Below are 16,349 nucleotides of genomic sequence, written 5' to 3'. Positions count from 1 at the left end.
CGCACCCATCAAGGCAAAATGTGCTGTGGTAGAACACCAATGGAAACATTACTTGATGGAAAACGTATTTGGGCAGAAAAGAATTTAGGCTCAAATTAATCTGACAGACGCATCATTTTAAACGGAGGGGCTGTCAGATTAGGTTTGATCTTCTACATGTAATGCAAAATGTCTAACAAATAATTTGCAAGTCTTTAGCAAAAAGTGACCGCTTGTAATAGTAAAAAGGGATTAAGTTGTTTAACTTAATCCCTTTTCTGATCAGATTATATTGTAATTATTTTGCCTTTGATTGTGCTCTTTTCACCCAAACAGCTGAGATAGTAAAGGCAACAACAAATGAAATTACCATACCCACAGAGTACATTGCAAGGCTATCTGGTCTGATTGACGGAATACCTAAGAAACCAGCCGCACCTAAAGCGATAGCTTTTACATTAAAGAATGCGATAAATGCACTTGCTAAGCCTGAGCCAATCATTGCCGCAATAAAGGCTTGGCGGTAGCGTAAGTTCACACCGAACATTGCAGGTTCGGTAATACCTAATAATGCAGAGATACCTGATGGCACTGCTAAACCACGCACTTTAGCATCTTTCATTGCGAACGCCACACCTAAACAAGCCGCACCTTGTGCAATGTTAGACATTGCAGCGATTGGGAAGATGAAAGTACCGCCTGTTTGTGCCACTTCTGCTAATAATTGAGTTTCTACCGCAATAAAGGTTTGATGCATACCGGTAATTACGATTGGTGCATAGAATGTACCAAAAATCGCTCCGCCGATAAAGCCTAATGAATCATATAACCAAGTTAAACCTGCTGAAATTGCAGAACCTGCTTCACGTCCGAATGGGCCGATTACGGTAAATGCTAAGATACCTGCGATGAATAATGACATCATTGGCGTAACAAGGTTATCTAAGTAGCTCGGTACAAATTTACGGAAGGTTTTTTCAAGGGTTGCTAATACCCACGCAGAAATAATAGTTGGAATAACCGTGCCTTGATAGCCTACTTTTTCAATTTCTAAACCGAAAATATTCCAATATTTGATGTTGCCTTCCATTAAGGTTTTCGCATAGTTCCAGCCATCTGCAAGAGCAGGGTGAACTAATAACATACCAAGAGCTGCCCCTAAGAATGGATTTCCACCAAATTTGCGAGTTGCTGAGAAACCAAGCAGCACTGGTAAGAATACAAATGGAGCATTTGCAACGGTGTTAATGAAATCCACTAAATCGGCAATAGCAGGATAGCGGCTAACAACAGATTCGCCTTCCCAGAAGAAGCCAACCGCAGTTAGCATTGAGTGAATACCCATTAACAAACCACCTGCCACAATAGCAGGAATAATTGGCACGAAAATATCCGCTAAGCCTTTTACCAAACGTTGTAATAATGGTTGATTTGCCGCACCAGCTGCTGCCACGTCAGAAGCAGACATATCAGCCAGCCCCATCTGTTTTTGCATTTCAGCGTGAACGCTATTTACAATGCCTGAACCGAAGATGATTTGATACTGACCTGAGGTTGAGAATTGACCTTTTACCCCCTCAATATTTTCAATGCCTTCTTTATCAATCTTTGATTCGTCAGCAATGGTTAAACGTAAACGGGTCGCACAATGAGCAAGAGTTGTAATGTTTTCTTTACCACCTAGTTTTGCGATGGTTTGTTCCGCAATTTTTGGAAAATTCATAGTAATTACCTTTGTGAGAATGGAATGTTTGCATTCTAACTAAAACGGTTTAGCTAAAAAAGAAAAGATTGAAAATATTTTTAAATTTGTGATTTAGATCACATTTTTAATGATTCTTGAAAGAATAGTTCTGCAGGCTAGATCATCCATAGCATTTGATTTAAGCTCTTGCTAACACCCATACCTGAATTTCCTCAACATTCCCTTTTAATAACTCTGCACAAATGGCATTTAAAGTTGAACCTGTGGTCAGCACGTCATCAACAATCGCTACTCGTTTATACTCTTTGATAGGTTGATAATGAAAAGCCTTTTTTAAATTTTTGCTGCGTTCTGCAGCACTCAAGTTGCGTTGAGAAACTGTCTGTCTTTGTCTTGTTAGGCTTTGATTATCCAACGGAATATTGAGCCATTCAGCTAACCAACGACTTAGCAATTCACTTTGGTTAAAGCCTCTTTGCCAATACCGCTGCCAAAATAATGGCACAGGTAGAATCACATCTGGCAATCTCAAACCTTGCTCTCGTTGAGCTTGTTTTATGGCTAAAAGTAATTGCCGAGCAAGGGCTTGATCAAGCCAATATTGTTGCTGAAATTTAAGTCGGTGTACCCAATCAGAAAGCGGCGGCTTGTACTCCCCGACTCTCACTAATTTATGCCATTTAGGTTCACTGTTTAAACAATAGCCACAATAATTGCGGAACTCTGCCGAACTCATTCCGCAGTGAGTGCAATAAGGCTGACTTTTTATTTGTTGTTGGCAAAGGCTGCAAAACCCGTGAATACCAACCGCCAATGATTTATCACAATGAAAACAACAAAAGCCGAACAGATTCATCTTTCCTCCTTTTCTTTGCAGATTATCAAACTTAAGCCGATTTTTTCGGACTATTTTTGTGATCTTGCTCGAAAAAAGAGTAAAATCTTACTATTGGCAACACAAAGGAAAAGCAGATGAACACACCACAAAAACCCATTAAAATTGTTTTTTTCGATATTGATGAAACCCTATATGTAAAACACAAAACCTATATTCCTACCTCTGTTACCGAGCAAGTTCTACCTCGCCTAAAAGAGAAAGGGATTATTCCTGCCATTGCTACGGGTAGAAATCACGGTTGTTTTCCTGAAGCCTTGAAACCCTATCTAAACCCTGAAACAGGTTTTGAACTATTCGTTACCATCAACGGGCAATATAATTTCTATAAAGATCAACTAATTAGCGATTACTCTCTCAGCCGTGAGCAAATCGAGCGAATTATCAATAAAGCAAATGAATTAGGCATTATTTATGCTTTCGTCACGCCAATGACGATTGCAGTTTCTGAAACCAATCCTATCGTTCACGAAGCGGTTTTACCAATTACGCCGAATTACTTGGTTGATCCTAACTATCACGAAAAAGAGCATATTGTGCAAATGCTGTTGTTTTACACCAAAGAGCAGCAACAAGCGGTCGAAAATAGCGGAATTTTTGCAAATGACTTAAAAGAAGCTCGCTGGCACCCGAATGCGGTAGATATTCTAAGAAAAGAGAACTCAAAGGCTCGTGGCATTCAAGATGTGCTGGCAAAACTGAATATCGATATTGAAAGCTCAATGGCATTTGGTGATGGATTTAATGATATGGAAATGTTACCGACCGTCGGCATTGGTGTGGCAATGGGCAATGGCGAACCAGAACTCAAAGCAGTCGCTGATTTCGTTACAAAACCCATTGAAGAAGACGGCATTCTATACGCCCTCGAAACATTAAAAGTCATTTAAACAAAAAGCGGTTGCAAATTTTTATAAATTTACGACCGCTTGTAAGATTTCAGATACAAAAAAACCTCGCAAGTTGCGAGGTTCTTTTTTGGGTTTTGAAATGATTAGTCAGCAATGATGCTTACATATTTACGGCTTTTCTCGCCTTTCACTTCAAATTTAACTTTACCGTCTACAGTTGCAAATAAAGTGTGGTCTTTACCCATACCTACATTTGAACCTGCGTGGAATTTAGTACCACGCTGACGAACTATAATGCTACCTGCTAATACAGATTCACCACCGAAACGTTTAACACCAAGGCGTTTAGCTTCAGAATCACGACCGTTACGAGTTGAACCACCAGCTTTTTTAGTTGCCATCTTCTAGATCTCCTCTGAAATTATGCTTGAATCCCAGTGATTTTCACTTCTGTGAACCACTGACGATGACCTTGTTGTTTACGGCTGTGTTTACGACGACGGAACTTAACGATTTTAACTTTTTCGCCACGACCTTGTGCTACAACTTCAGCCACTACTTTTGCACCAGAAACTACCGGTGCACCGATTTTAACATCTTCGCCATTAACGACCATTAAAACTGAATCGAATTCAACTTTCTCACCAGTTGCGATTTCTAGTTTTTCTAAACGAACAACTTGACCTTCGCTCACACGGTGTTGTTTGCCGCCACTTTGGAAAACTGCGTACATATTTACTCCGCTATGTGCCATCTGCTTTTGCTTTTAGGCACTAAATTAATTCATAAAAATAGGGTTGCAATTCTACGGAAAAACATTCAAAAGAGCAAGCAGGATTTTAATAAAATCTTTAAAATTTTGTTATCTCGCTTTTTAGGCTAACTATTTTGATCTTTTTTCTGATTTCGCAACCCTAAAATCACTATTTTAACTCAACCGCATATTCTTCCAGCTTGGGCATTTCTTTAACTAAGCCTTGATATTGCAAAAACTCCGCCATACGAATATAGCGATGAGAATCTAGTGCTCTCGGGCGATGTGCAAGGCGAGGTAAAGTATCAGCCCACGCACGGCGGTTTAATTCATTATTTAACTCTTGCGGTTTATAACTGACAAAATCCTCCCACGCAGCCTGTGGGTGATTGAGCGTATAAATCGTTGCCTTCTCTAAAGCGGTCAAAAAAGCAGAAAATTTTGCATCTTGGGCTTTGTCTTTATGAGCAACTAAAATCAACTCATCATAGGCTGGCACACCGTGCTCTTCGGGGAAGAAGGCTTTTCCTTTTTGGTTTTCCAATGCTAGTTGGTTTAGCTCGAAATTACGAAACGCCCCAATAACTGCATCAACTTGCCCTGAAAGTAATGATGGCGAGAGCGACCAGTTCACATTAATCAGCTCAACATCATTTTCTTTCAAATCAACCGAAGAGAGGATTGCTTTAAGTAACGCATCTTCAAATCCGCTAACGGAATAACCAATTTTCTTACCTTTTAGATCAGCAAGGCTATTGATCTTGCCGTTATCCAACACCACAAGGCTATTTAGTGGCGTGGCAACCAATGTGCCTATACGGCTTAGAGGCAAACCTTGTGCCACTTGTTGTTGAAGTTGTGGCTGATAATCCACCGCTAAATCTGCCTTGCCTGCGGCAACTAATTTAGGCGGCATAGACGGGTCGGCAGGCTCGATGATTTCAACCTCCAAACCTTGCTCAGCAAAATAGCCTTTCTGCTGTGCCACAATAATGGCAGCGTGGTCAGGGTTTACAAACCAATCTAGCATTAGGCTGATTTTTTCTTTTGCCATAACGCTATTGGCTGAAAGTAGAGCCGCAACGGCAAATAAAGTACGATGAAGTTTCATAAATGTCTCCTTTTATTGTTAGTTTAAATCCAGCCCCATTTGCCAAAATGCGGCTTCCATACGGCTGGCGGTGTTGAAAATTTGTTGTAATTCAGCTTTTTGTGTGTCGTTTAAAGGTTCATAGAGTTTAGTTAGATAATCAGCAAGGGCTTGGCTATCTTGTTGAAATTCAGTTGAGGCGTAAGTATCAATCCAACTCTGATAAGGATTATTCGCCACAGAATGTGGAGCAATACGGCGAGCAATTTCAGCATACCCCATCGCACAAGGAGCAAGTGCGGTGTAAAGTTCCGCTAGTCCGCCTTTCATTCCGCAATCTAAAACATAACGAGTGTAGGCAACGCAAGCAGGCGATTCTTCCGTTGCAAATAGTTCTTTCTCCTCAATGCCCCACTGCTTGCAATAATCAATGTGTAATTGAATTTCGCTCAGTAAGCCTGCATTCATCTGTTGGGCGAAATAAATATCTTCAAATCGCTCAGCCTTGAAAATACCTAGTGAAATCGCTCGGCTATATTGAAATAAAAAACGGTAATCTTGCTTTAAATAGTGCTGAAAGCAATGTTTGGGTAATGTGCCATTTGCAAGCTGTTTGACAAAATCGTGTTCCACATAATCAAGCCAATACTGCCCTGCTTGTTCGGTAAGCCGTTGAATAATAGTCATAAATTCTCCTTTTTAATGTAAATGTGCTGCCCAAGGCACAAGGCGTTTTAGTAATTTATCGGTAACAAAATAAAGTAATAACCCAATCACAATCAAAAAGCGATGGCAATGCTGCAGGAAGTTGAACCTTAAACAACATTGCAAAGGGAGAAATCTCTAAGGTTTTGGCTAAATCGAGCCAAGTTCTTGGTGTATTGCGCAAGCCATCAAAACAGGCGGCGGTTACAGGGAAGTAGATAATCAATATCGTCATCACAATTTTGGACGCAAGCCCATAACCAAACCACAACACGAGCAGAGGGGCAATAGCAAACACCGGAATGGCTTGAGAAATGACAAGCAAAGGCAATAAGAATTTAGACAATCGCTTATAGCTAGTCAGTAATAATGCCGAGCCTAGCCCAAATAAAAAGCCGAGCAGCAACCCTAACCCAATTTCCAATAACGTGATTTGAGCGTGAGTGGCAAGAAGCGGTGCATTTTCAATTACCTTTTGCCAAACCGTAAGCGGCAATGGCAGCATATAAGCAGGCATATTGCCGAAACTTACCACACTTTGCCAAAGAGCCAGCAAGCTAAATGTAATCACAAGCGGTCGAAAAAGTGGAATTTTTTGCAAAAAGGAACGCATTACTCTCCTCTGCCTGTGAGTTCATTAAATAATTGTTGCTGCAATGCCGATTGCTCGTGGCTATTGAGTTCTCTTGGTCGTTCGCCCTTAAGGGTAATGGTTAGGGAAATTTCAGCAGGTTGATGGCGTAAAATGCGAATTTCATCACTAACACGAATAGCTTCTTGTGGATCGTGGGTAATCAGCAGCACGGTTTTATCACGCAATAGCTCAACCGCAAGGGCTTGTAATTGATGGCGAGTTACTGCATTAAGGGCTGAGAATGGCTCGTCCATTAAAATCAGATTGGCTTCTTGCATTAAGGTGCGAGCCAATGCCACTCGCTGCCGCTGACCGCCCGAAAGCTGATAACAACGTTTATGCAAATGCTCGCCCAGCCCAACTTGTTCAAGCAGACTTATCGCTTTTTCTCTGCTTTCTGCTGATTTTTCACCACTTAAATGAGCCTGTAACTGAACGTTGTCAATAATGGAGAGCCACGGATAGAGCGAATCGGTTTGAGCCAACCACGCAAGGCAAGTGTGAGGAGTAAAAGCGACTTCGCCCGTTTGTATCGCTTCATTTTCTAAGCCTGCAATAATGCGTAAAAGTGTTGATTTTCCAACCCCACTTGCTCCCAACAGACTGGTCCAACTTCCTTTTTGAAGCTGAAAATTGAAGTGTTGAAATAGCACTTGCTTGCCAAATGTTAAGCAAAGATTGCGGATTTCAATGTGCATAATGCCCCCAAATCAACGATTTAGAGTAAGGCAAGAAAAGCGTGAAAAAGATAAAAGAATAGAGATAGGGATTGAATTTGGCATAATTAGTTTCCTACGGCAGTATTAACTGAATCAGGTTCACGGGTATCATCTCAGCTGAAAACAGCACCCCGACTAAAGTTAGCTCAAGTCTAAGAAAATTTAGTCCGATATGCAAATACTTTGTGAAATTATTCTTTTTGAAGCTAGGCTGATTTAGGGTAGAATGTGGGGCAAATTTTACCTAATTAGATGGAAACAAATGGCTACGCAATTAACTCTCGAACAAATTCAAGCTCTTGCAAATGAAGATATGCAAGCGGTAAACGCAGAAATTTTGGCTCAACTTAATTCGGAAGTCTTATTGATTAACCAGCTTGGGCATTACATTATCGCAGGTGGCGGCAAACGCATTCGCCCGTTAATTTCGGTGCTGGCTGCCCGTGCATTAGGTTATCAAGGTAAAAAGCATATTACGGCAGCGGCTTTTATTGAGTTTGTACATACGGCAACACTTTTACACGATGATGTGGTGGACGAATCAGACAAACGTCGTGGACGAGATACTGCCAATGCGGTGTTTGGCAATGCCGCAAGCGTGCTGGTGGGCGACTATATCTACACTCGCTCTTTCCAAATGATGACAGATTTAGACTCGCTTCGTGTACTCAAAGTGATGTCTTCTGCCACCAATGCGTTGGCAGAGGGCGAAGTTCAGCAGTTAATGAATGTGAACGACCCGAACACCACCGAAGCAAACTATATGCGTGTGATTTACAACAAAACCGCACGTTTGTTTGAAGCTGCTACGCAATGCGTGGCGATTGCTGCTGAAGCAAGTGTAGAAATCGAAAATGGCTTAAAAGAGTACGGCTGCTATTTAGGCACAGCTTTCCAGCTTATTGACGATATTCTAGACTACTCCGCCCAAAGCGAAAGTTTAGGCAAAAATGTAGGCGATGACTTTGTAGAAGGCAAACCAACGCTTCCACTCTTATACGCAATGCACGCTGCCGAAAAAGCAGGCAAAACCGCACAGGCTGAGCTTATTCGCAATGCAATTGAAAATGGCGGCGAACGGGATCAAATTCCTGACGTATTAGCCATTATGGCAGAACACAAATCGTTGGATTATGCAATGCAAAAAGCCCGTGAAGAAGCCCAAAAAGGGGTGGATGCGTTAGCCGTATTGCCTGAAAGCGAATACAAACNAAATCGTTGGATTATGCAATGCAAAAAGCCCGTGAAGAAGCCCAAAAAGGGGTGGATGCGTTAGCCGTATTGCCTGAAAGCGAATACAAACAGGCGTTGATTTCACTGGCGTATTTGTCGGTGGATAGGTCTTATTAATTTGCAAAAATCCGATACATTTAACCTCTTGTAGGGGCGGGTCCTGTGCCCGCCCGAACACTAATGATAATTTTGGGCGGGCACAGGACCCGCCCCTATATATAAAATGACAGAACAACAAAACCAACAACCCCAAGAACATATTGAAAGTATACGAGCGAAACGCCGTGCCCAACAGAATAAAAAAGACCCGAATGCCCCGTTTGTGCGTGAGAAATTAACGCTGCCAAACAGGCATAACAAATTACTGCTGCACTCTTGCTGCGCCCCTTGCTCGGGTGAGGTGATGGAGGCCATTCACGCCTCCGGTATTGAGTTTACCATCTACTTCTACAACCCAAACATTCACCCGCTCAAAGAGTATTTAATTCGTAAAGAAGAGAATATCCGCTTTGCCGAAAAGTGGGGGATTCCGTTTATCGATTTAGATGACGACTACGAAAACGACCGCAAAGAGTGGTTCAAAAAAGCAAAAGGAATGGAATGGGAGCCTGAGCGTGGCATTCGTTGCACAATGTGTTTCGATATGCGTTTTGAAAAGGCGGCAGAATACGCCCACAATAACGGCTTCCCTGTATTCACCAGCTGTCTAGGCATTTCTCGCTGGAAAGATATGAACCAAATCAACGATTGCGGACACCGTGCCGCCGCCAAATTTGATGATGTGGTTTACTGGGATTACAACTGGCGTAAAGGCGGCGGCTCACAACGGATGATCGAAATCAGCAAACGGGAACGTTTCTACCAACAAGAGTATTGCGGTTGCGTCTATTCCCTGCGTGATAGCAACAAATGGCGCTTAGAAACAGGTCGCCAACGCATTGAGATCGGCAAACTTTACTATTCGCCTGATTAATTTGATACAAGCGGTCAGATTTCACGAAAAATTTGCAAACATCGTACAAATATCAATATTCCAATGAATATGCACCCCTCTTTAGAAAAGAGGGGACGGATCACTAAAATTTCAAAAGAGGATAAAACAATGTCAAAATTCGCTATGGTTTTTCCCGGTCAAGGCTCGCAAGTGATTGGAATGCTTGCTGATCTTGCTCCGCAATATCCAATCGTAGAAGAAACCTTCAAACAAGCAAGTGATATGCTGGGCTATGATTTATGGGATTTAGTTCAAAATGGTACTGCGGAAGAATTAGGGCAAACCCAACGCACTCAGCCTGCTTTATTAGCCGCCTCGGTGGCGATTTTCCGTGTCTGGCAAGAAAAATACCCTGAATTAAAACCCTCTGTAATGGCAGGTCATAGCTTGGGCGAATACTCAGCATTAGTTTGTGCTGGCGTATTAAACTTCCAAGATGCGATCAAATTAGTTGAATTGCGTGGTAATGCTATGCAAGAAGCCGTGCCGGCAGGAAGCGGTGCGATGTATGCGATTATCGGTTTAGATAACGAAGCTATTATCAAAGCCTGCGAGCAAGCTGCAACTGAAACAGGCGAAATTGTTTCAGCGGTAAACTTTAACAGCCCGGGGCAGGTAGTAATTGCAGGCACAAAAGCAGCGGCAGAAAAAGCAGGCGAATTATGTAAAGCTGCAGGGGCAAAACGTGCGTTACCATTAGCGGTAAGCGTACCCTCGCACTGTGCATTAATGAAACCGGCGGCAGAAAAATTAGCTGCAGCATTGCAAAATATTGAGCTAAATCAACCGCTTGTACCTGTTATTAATAACGTTGATGTAGCCGTTGAAACTGATGCTGAGGCTATTCGTAACGCTCTTGTTCGCCAGCTTTATAGCCCAGTACGTTGGACAGAAACCGTTGAGAAAATGGCTCAAGATGGCATTACAACACTTTATGAAATCGGCCCGAACAAAGTATTAACAGGCTTAACGAGCCGTATTGTGAAAGAATTATCAGCACAGGCGGTAAACGATGTTGCCAGCCTTGAGGCAGTTCAAGCCTAATTGTAAGAGCGATAAAATGAGCAAAGAAACTATATTTATGCTAATCAGCGTATTGGTTGCATTGGTAATCGTGCCTGCTAGCTATATGTTTAGCAATGTTGATCCACTTGAAAACAGCTCCGTATTTAAACAATTTGGTATGCTCTCAGTTGCATCTGGTTGCTCATTTTTAGTTTATTTTCTCGCTATCCATCCTAAAATTCGTCAGGCTTTTATTGGCGGTGCCTCTCTCACCTCTGGCGCTATTCAAGCGTGGGCAATTTATGGCGTGCTGTTAAGCCAAGGCGACCCAAAAGGTGCGATAGCATTATTGCAAATTTATTTATTAAGCAGTTTGGGGCTATTAGTCGTCTCAACAATATGGGTATTCGCCCGCCCACGTTGGATTTATCCACCGCAAGGCTCGGCGGTTAAATATGCCTTATTTGGTAGTTCAACCACCGTCATAAACTACTTTATTATTCTTTTTATTTTTTATATTTTAACGCGTTAATCATCGTCTTTTATAGGAGAATATATGAGCAAAATCGCATTAGTTACAGGTGCAACTCGTGGTATCGGCAAAGCAATTGCCGAAGAATTAGTAGCAAAAGGTTACACCGTAGTCGGTACAGCAACCTCTGAAAAAGGAGCGGAATCCATTTCTGCTTACTTAGGCGAAAGCGGTAAGGGTTTAGTGCTAAACGTGGCAGATGCCGAATCGATTGATTGTGTATTAAAACAAGTCAAAGAAACCTTTGGTGATGTGGATGTCTTAGTCAATAACGCAGGAATCACTCGTGATGGTTTGTTAATGCGTATGAAAGATGATGATTGGTTCGACATCATTCAAACTAACCTTACATCCGTTTACCGCTTATCAAAAGCGGTGTTACGCCCAATGATGAAAAAAGGCGGTCGGATTATCAGCATTGGTTCGGTGGTCGGCTCAATGGGTAATCCGGGACAGACCAACTACTGTGCAGCAAAAGCGGGTTTAGTGGGATTCTCTAAATCATTAGCAAAAGAAGTAGCAAGTCGTGGTATTACCGTAAACGTTGTTGCACCGGGCTTTATCGCAACAGATATGACCGATGAGTTAAACGAAGAACAACGCAACGCCATCTTAAGCCAAATTCCAGCAGGTGAATTAGGCTCTCCACAAGATATTGCAAAAGCGGTGGCTTTCTTAGCTTCAGATGATGCTCGCTATATTAACGGTGAAACTATTCACGTGAATGGTGGGTTGTATATGAGTTAATGAGGAATTTATTTCTTAGTAATTCTTTATTTACTCCTGATAGATTCTATCAGGAGTTTTTTATTTCAAATTACCAATTCTTATTTGACAAATCAAAATAATTAATGTTAAAAATGGTTAGAAATTTGTTATAAAAACCTACTCTTAAGCAAAATATTGTCCTACCTTAAAATGGAGAAAACTATGAAAAAGTGCTTTTTAAGTTTCTTAACCTTATCATTAGCAATGGGAACAGCATTCGCTAATCCATCAGTTACCACAACAGCAGCAGCTCAGCAAGCAGCAATACGTTATGATAGTAGTAAGGATATTTTCCACCCCGTTTTTGCAAAAAATGGAATGGTTGCTAGTGAGCAAGGATTGGCTTCCGAAGTGGGTTTGTCTATTTTACGTCAAGGTGGTAATGCGGTAGATGCTGCGGTTGCAGTAGGCTTCGCACTTGCTGTTGTATTACCTAATGCTGGTAATATTGGCGGAGGTGGATTTATGGTACTACACGATGCTAAAAGAGGTAAAAATCTTTCGTTAGATTTTCGTGAAATGGCTCCTTTAAAAGCAAGTCGAGATATGTATTTAGATAAAGATGGCAATGTTATTGACGGAAAATCTCTCTATACTCACTTCTCTGTAGGCGTGCCTGGTACAGTTGCAGGAATGGAATATGCCCTAAAAAAATGGGGAACAATGACTTTAGAACAAGTTATTTCCCCTTCCATTAAGTTAGCACAAGAAGGCTTTACTGTCGGACCTGCCCTTGCAGCCACACTAAAACAAGAAACAGATAACTTAGCTAAATGGGAAAGTACCAAAGCTATTTTCTTTAAAGATGGCAAGCCTTTAGAAGAAGGCGATACATTGATCCAAAAGGATTTAGCTCTTTCACTTGAAAAAATAGCAAAAGATGGTGCTAAAGCCTTTTATGAAGGGGATATTGCAGAAAAGATAGTTGCTGAAATGGAAAAACATCAAGGTTTAATTAGTCTTGAGGATCTAAAAGGTTATCAAGTTGTTGAGCGTGAACCTATTGAAGGGGAATATCACGGCTATAAAGTCGTTACTATGCCACCTCCAAGCTCGGGCGGAATTCATTTAGTACAAATTCTTAATCTTTTAGAGCATTATCCTTTAGCCGAATATGGATCTAATAGTGCAAAAAGCATCCATTATTTAGCTGAATCAATGAAATTAGCTTATGCCGACCGCTCCGAATATTTAGGTGATCCTGATTTTGTAAAAATTCCTGTTAGAGGACTAACATCTAAAAAATATGCCGATGAGTTATCAAAAGGTATTGATGAAGCAATAGCAAAAACAGCAAGTGAAATAAAACCGGGTAAACCTCAACCTTATGAGAGCGATCAAACCACACACTACTCTGTTATGGATAAAGAAGGTAACGCTGTTGCAGTAACCTACACTCTTAACCTCAATTTTGGTAGTGGAATTGTAGCAGAGGGAACAGGCATCTTATTAAATAATGAGATGGATGATTTTTCTGCTAAACCGGGGGTAGCAAACGCATTTGGTTTAATCGGTGGTGATGCAAATGCTATTGAGGCTAAAAAACGACCTCTTTCTTCTATGACACCAACTATCGTAATGAAAGACAATAAACCTTGGCTAGTAACCGGTAGCCCGGGTGGTGCTCGTATCATTACAACAGTGCTACAAAGTATTGTTAATACAATAGACCATCAAATGAACCCGGCAGAAGCTATTGTTACTCCTCGTATACATCATCAATGGCTACCTGATGAGCTTCGTGTTGAAGAAGGCTTAAGCCGAGACACCATCAATTTATTAAAAGAAAAAGGTCATAAAGTTGTTGAAAAAGCAGCGATGGGAAGAGTACAAATCATTCAAGCTAGAGACGGCGGATTTTATGGCTACTCAGATCCTCGCAATCCGGAAGGAAAAACACTAGGTTATTAACCTCTTATAAAGCCGGAGAAATTCTCTGGCTTTTCTTCATTAAGAAATATTTCAAACATCAAGCGGTCTTTTTTTGCAAGAAGTTTGCAAATATGGCACAATTCTCCCCTTATTTTTTAATGTCTCTCCTTTTAATTTTTAAGTAGTACTTATTATGACTAAAAATACCTTCATCGTGGGCTTTATGCTCTTTGCGATTTTCTTTGGGGCGGGAAACTTAATTTTTCCGCCAAAACTCGGTTTAGATAGTGGCGTTGATTTTCTGCCCTCTATTATTGGCTTCGTGTTGACCGGCGTAGGCTTACCTTTACTTGGGATTGCTGTAAGCGGTCACTATCAGGGTGGTTATAAAGAAGCGTTGAGCAAAAATGTTCACCCTTACTTTTCCTTAATTTTCTTAATGGCGATCTACCTAACGATCGGACCATTTTTTGCTATTCCTCGCACAGGGGCAACCGCCTACCAAATGGCAGTTGTACCGTTTATTGGCGAGAGCAGCACAGTTTCTTTATTGATATTTACCCTCGTTTACTACTTAATTGCGGTATGGTTCAGCTTAAATCCATCAACAGTGGTTGATAGAATCGGCTCAATCTTAACACCTGTATTGTTGGTTGCCATTTTAGCGTTAGTTATCAAAGCAGTTATCTTATTAGATGGAAATGAATTACCTACGGTGGTAACTAAAGCTGATCCTGAAACCCCTCTCTTTACAGGCATTGTTGAAGGTTATTTAACAATGGACGCATTGGCTTCAATTACTTTCTCTGTGATTGTGATCAGTGCCATTAAAGCAAAAGGTATTGGCGGTAAAGATTTAATCAAACAAACCTCAATGGCTGGGGTCATTGCCGCTGTTGCATTGGCGGCAATTTATATTTCTCTTGCGTGGATTGGTAACCACTACCCGATTAGTGCAGAAACAATTACAGAGCTGAATGAAAAAGGTCAAAATATCGGTACATTTATTCTCAATAGTGTTGCAACTGATACTTTCGGAGCATTTGGTCGCACGCTACTGGGTGTGATTGTAACCCTTGCCTGTTTAACTACCTCGATTGGTTTAATCGTAACCACAAGCGAATATTTCAACGAAGTATTCCCTAAAATTTCCTATAAAGTGTATGTGCTGATTTTCACGCTTATTAGTTTTGGTATTGCAAATCAAGGCCTAGATTTTGTTATCTCAAAATCTGTGCCTGTATTGTTAGTGCTATACCCGATTGCGATGACGGTTATCTTCCTGATGTTTATCAATATTTTCATAAAGTTGCCGTTGCTAGCTCAACGCTTACCATTGGCTTTGGTTACTGTTGTGTCTATTCTATCGGTTGCTGGTGTAGAAGCATTGAATGCTCTACCACTCAAATCTATCTCAATGGAGTGGATTCCGTTTGCCGTTGCAGGCACAGTTATTGGCTATCTAGTCGGTAAAAAAGCCTAATTAACACTATCTAGGGTGCGTAATAAACGCACCTTTTTACTATAAGGAATAAAAAATGCCTGAATTACCCGAAGTAGAAACAAGCGTGCGAGGCGTTGAGCCTTATTTAAAAGGGCAAACCATTAAGCAGATTATTGTCCGCCAACCAAAACTACGCTGGACAGTGAGCGAAGAATTATCGCAAATGGAAAATGCAAGGATTGAATGTATCGAAAGACGGGCGAAATATCTGATGATTCATACCGATAAAGGCGATATTTTAGTCCATTTGGGAATGTCCGGCTCACTCGGCATTTTACAAGAAAGTCAACAAAAAGAGATTGGCAAACACGATCATATCGATCTTGTTACCCAAAACGGTACCATTTTACGTTATAACGATCCTCGCAAATTCGGCTGTTGGCTATGGGCAGAAAAAGCCGAAAATCACGAACTACTTCGTAAACTCGGCCCCGAGCCGCTTTCAGACGATTTCACCTCTGATTACTTATTTGCAAAAAGCCGTAAAAAAACGACCGCTTGTAAAACCTTTATTATGACGAATGAAGTGGTTGTAGGTGTTGGAAATATCTATGCCTGTGAAAGCCTGTTTATGGCGGGGATTCACCCTGAATTAGCGGCACAAAACCTGACGAAAAAACAGTGCGAACGTTTAGTGAAAACCATCAAAGAAGTGCTAACCAAAGCGATTATTCAAGGTGGTACAACACTCAAAGATTTTATTCAACCTGACGGCAAACCCGGCTATTTTGCTCAAGTGCTACAAGTTTATGGGCGAAAAGGCGAAGCGTGCAACGATTGCGGAAAGCCGATTGAAACTAAAGTGATTGGGCAACGTAACACTTACTTTTGCTCGAAGTGTCAGAGATTGCCTAAGTGATTTTGATTAATCGCTAATATAAAAAAGGTCATATTTGCAAAAAAACGTACAAATATGACCGCTTACTACTAAGGAACTATGAAAAAACTATTTAGCGTTAAAGATATCTTGCCACATTAAATAATATGTAGAAGATCAAACCTAATCTGACAGTCCCCCGTTTAAAATTACCGTGTCTGTCAGATTAATTTGAGCTTAAATTCTTTTCCACCCAAATCCGTTTTCCATCAAGTAAGGTTGCCATCGGTGT

At 41.2% G+C, this 16,349-nt stretch carries 16 protein-coding genes, 2 pseudogenes and 1 riboswitch; of the genes and pseudogenes, 10 read left to right on the top strand and 8 right to left on the bottom strand.

Translation table 11 applies throughout. From position 1 onward, the window contains the following. Positions 1–277 precede the first annotated feature (277 nt). The gene (locus ACERCF_RS11760) at positions 278–1,702 is read right to left on the bottom strand and encodes a sucrose-specific PTS transporter subunit IIBC (protein ID WP_373611486.1); all 1,425 of its coding nucleotides are present in this window, start codon (positions 1,700–1,702) and stop codon (positions 278–280) included. 160 nt (positions 1,703–1,862) lie between these two features. Next, a complete protein-coding gene (locus ACERCF_RS11755; protein ID WP_373611487.1) occupies positions 1,863–2,540 on the bottom strand; it encodes a phosphoribosyltransferase family protein in 678 nt (225 codons plus the stop codon). A 116-nt stretch (positions 2,541–2,656) separates the two neighbouring features. Between ACERCF_RS11755 and ACERCF_RS11750 the strand changes: the two genes are divergently transcribed. Continuing rightward, the gene (locus ACERCF_RS11750; RefSeq protein ID WP_373611488.1) at positions 2,657–3,469 is read left to right on the top strand and encodes a Cof-type HAD-IIB family hydrolase; all 813 of its coding nucleotides are present in this window, start codon (positions 2,657–2,659) and stop codon (positions 3,467–3,469) included. A 104-nt stretch (positions 3,470–3,573) separates the two neighbouring features. Here the strand turns inward: ACERCF_RS11750 and rpmA are convergent, their stop codons facing one another. The 6 genes and pseudogenes from rpmA to ACERCF_RS11720 all read right to left on the bottom strand — a co-directional run bounded on the left by rpmA (position 3,574) and on the right by ACERCF_RS11720 (position 7,311). Continuing rightward, entirely contained in the window at positions 3,574–3,831 is a 258-nt protein-coding gene (rpmA, locus tag ACERCF_RS11745) for a 50S ribosomal protein L27 (protein WP_373611489.1), read from the bottom strand. 20 nt (positions 3,832–3,851) lie between these two features. Beyond that, positions 3,852–4,163, bottom strand: a complete 312-nt coding sequence (rplU, locus tag ACERCF_RS11740) for a 50S ribosomal protein L21 (protein WP_373611545.1) — start codon at positions 4,161–4,163, stop codon at positions 3,852–3,854. A 190-nt stretch (positions 4,164–4,353) separates the two neighbouring features. Further along, a complete protein-coding gene (locus ACERCF_RS11735) occupies positions 4,354–5,295 on the bottom strand; it encodes an ABC transporter substrate-binding protein (protein ID WP_373625688.1) in 942 nt (313 codons plus the stop codon). An 18-nt stretch (positions 5,296–5,313) separates the two neighbouring features. Continuing rightward, entirely contained in the window at positions 5,314–5,961 is a 648-nt protein-coding gene (gene tenA / locus ACERCF_RS11730; protein WP_373625687.1) for a thiaminase II, read from the bottom strand. A gap of 100 nt (positions 5,962–6,061) precedes the next feature. Then, a pseudogene (locus ACERCF_RS11725) lies at positions 6,062–6,592 on the bottom strand (ABC transporter permease); the annotation flags it as partial. After that, positions 6,592–7,311, bottom strand: coding sequence for an ABC transporter ATP-binding protein (locus ACERCF_RS11720; protein ID WP_373625686.1), 720 nt, complete (start codon positions 7,309–7,311; stop codon positions 6,592–6,594). The gene ACERCF_RS11720 and the pseudogene ACERCF_RS11725, both read right to left, overlap by 1 nt. Positions 7,312–7,385: 74 nt before the next feature. Continuing rightward, a riboswitch (TPP riboswitch) is annotated at positions 7,386–7,476 on the bottom strand. Positions 7,477–7,594: 118 nt separating this feature from the next. Between ACERCF_RS11720 and ispB the strand changes: the two genes are divergently transcribed. The 9 genes and pseudogenes from ispB to mutM all read left to right on the top strand — a co-directional run bounded on the left by ispB (position 7,595) and on the right by mutM (position 16,099). Beyond that, positions 7,595–8,608 carry an octaprenyl diphosphate synthase gene (ispB, locus tag ACERCF_RS11715; protein WP_373625685.1) on the top strand — a complete coding sequence of 338 codons (1,014 nt, stop codon included), beginning with the start codon at positions 7,595–7,597 and terminating at the stop codon, positions 8,606–8,608. After that, a pseudogene (locus tag ACERCF_RS11710) lies at positions 8,572–8,682 on the top strand (octaprenyl diphosphate synthase); the annotation flags it as partial. The gene ispB and the pseudogene ACERCF_RS11710, both read left to right, overlap by 37 nt. A gap of 106 nt (positions 8,683–8,788) precedes the next feature. After that, positions 8,789–9,538: an epoxyqueuosine reductase QueH gene (locus ACERCF_RS11705; protein WP_373625684.1), complete on the top strand. Its 750-nt coding sequence runs from the start codon at positions 8,789–8,791 to the stop codon at positions 9,536–9,538. 129 nt (positions 9,539–9,667) lie between these two features. Then, a complete protein-coding gene (gene fabD, locus ACERCF_RS11700; protein WP_373625683.1) occupies positions 9,668–10,603 on the top strand; it encodes an ACP S-malonyltransferase in 936 nt (311 codons plus the stop codon). A 16-nt stretch (positions 10,604–10,619) separates the two neighbouring features. Beyond that, positions 10,620–11,096 (top strand): hypothetical protein, encoded by a 477-nt coding sequence (locus tag ACERCF_RS11695; RefSeq protein ID WP_373611497.1) that lies wholly within the window; start codon positions 10,620–10,622, stop codon positions 11,094–11,096. A 24-nt stretch (positions 11,097–11,120) separates the two neighbouring features. After that, complete coding sequence (fabG, locus tag ACERCF_RS11690) at positions 11,121–11,843, top strand: 3-oxoacyl-ACP reductase FabG (protein WP_373611498.1); 723 nt, start codon at positions 11,121–11,123, stop codon at positions 11,841–11,843. Between the two features lie 171 nt (positions 11,844–12,014). After that, complete coding sequence (ggt, locus tag ACERCF_RS11685; RefSeq protein ID WP_373625689.1) at positions 12,015–13,775, top strand: gamma-glutamyltransferase; 1,761 nt, start codon at positions 12,015–12,017, stop codon at positions 13,773–13,775. Between the two features lie 154 nt (positions 13,776–13,929). Next, positions 13,930–15,219: a branched-chain amino acid transport system II carrier protein gene (brnQ, locus tag ACERCF_RS11680; RefSeq protein ID WP_373625682.1), complete on the top strand. Its 1,290-nt coding sequence runs from the start codon at positions 13,930–13,932 to the stop codon at positions 15,217–15,219. Positions 15,220–15,274: 55 nt separating this feature from the next. Beyond that, positions 15,275–16,099, top strand: coding sequence for a bifunctional DNA-formamidopyrimidine glycosylase/DNA-(apurinic or apyrimidinic site) lyase (mutM, locus tag ACERCF_RS11675; RefSeq protein WP_373611501.1), 825 nt, complete (start codon positions 15,275–15,277; stop codon positions 16,097–16,099). Positions 16,100–16,349 lie beyond the last annotated feature (250 nt).

The sequence above is a fragment of the Mannheimia kashgarensis genome (genome assembly GCF_041807705.1).
GTDB lineage: Bacteria > Pseudomonadota > Gammaproteobacteria > Enterobacterales > Pasteurellaceae > Mannheimia.
The sequence above is the reverse complement of the archived record's forward strand: the minus strand, read 5'-3'. Positions and strand labels throughout refer to the sequence as shown.

Bases quoted from the DNA above. Each gene is read 5' to 3' on its own strand.
- brnQ (WP_373625682.1), top strand. From the start codon at position 13,930: ATGACTAAAAATACCTTCATCGTGGGCTTTATGCTCTTTGCGATTTTC.
- ACERCF_RS11760 (WP_373611486.1), bottom strand. From the start codon at position 1,702: ATGAATTTTCCAAAAATTGCGGAACAAACCATCGCAAAACTAGGTGGT.
- fabG (WP_373611498.1), top strand. From the start codon at position 11,121: ATGAGCAAAATCGCATTAGTTACAGGTGCAACTCGTGGTATCGGCAAA.
- rpmA (WP_373611489.1), bottom strand. From the start codon at position 3,831: ATGGCAACTAAAAAAGCTGGTGGTTCAACTCGTAACGGTCGTGATTCT.
- ACERCF_RS11705 (WP_373625684.1), top strand. From the start codon at position 8,789: ATGACAGAACAACAAAACCAACAACCCCAAGAACATATTGAAAGTATA.
- ACERCF_RS11720 (WP_373625686.1), bottom strand. From the start codon at position 7,311: ATGCACATTGAAATCCGCAATCTTTGCTTAACATTTGGCAAGCAAGTG.
- ACERCF_RS11755 (WP_373611487.1), bottom strand. From the start codon at position 2,540: ATGAATCTGTTCGGCTTTTGTTGTTTTCATTGTGATAAATCATTGGCG.
- ACERCF_RS11750 (WP_373611488.1), top strand. From the start codon at position 2,657: ATGAACACACCACAAAAACCCATTAAAATTGTTTTTTTCGATATTGAT.
- ACERCF_RS11735 (WP_373625688.1), bottom strand. From the start codon at position 5,295: ATGAAACTTCATCGTACTTTATTTGCCGTTGCGGCTCTACTTTCAGCC.
- ggt (WP_373625689.1), top strand. From the start codon at position 12,015: ATGGAGAAAACTATGAAAAAGTGCTTTTTAAGTTTCTTAACCTTATCA.
- ACERCF_RS11695 (WP_373611497.1), top strand. From the start codon at position 10,620: ATGAGCAAAGAAACTATATTTATGCTAATCAGCGTATTGGTTGCATTG.
- tenA (WP_373625687.1), bottom strand. From the start codon at position 5,961: ATGACTATTATTCAACGGCTTACCGAACAAGCAGGGCAGTATTGGCTT.
- rplU (WP_373611545.1), bottom strand. From the start codon at position 4,163: ATGTACGCAGTTTTCCAAAGTGGCGGCAAACAACACCGTGTGAGCGAA.
- mutM (WP_373611501.1), top strand. From the start codon at position 15,275: ATGCCTGAATTACCCGAAGTAGAAACAAGCGTGCGAGGCGTTGAGCCT.
- fabD (WP_373625683.1), top strand. From the start codon at position 9,668: ATGTCAAAATTCGCTATGGTTTTTCCCGGTCAAGGCTCGCAAGTGATT.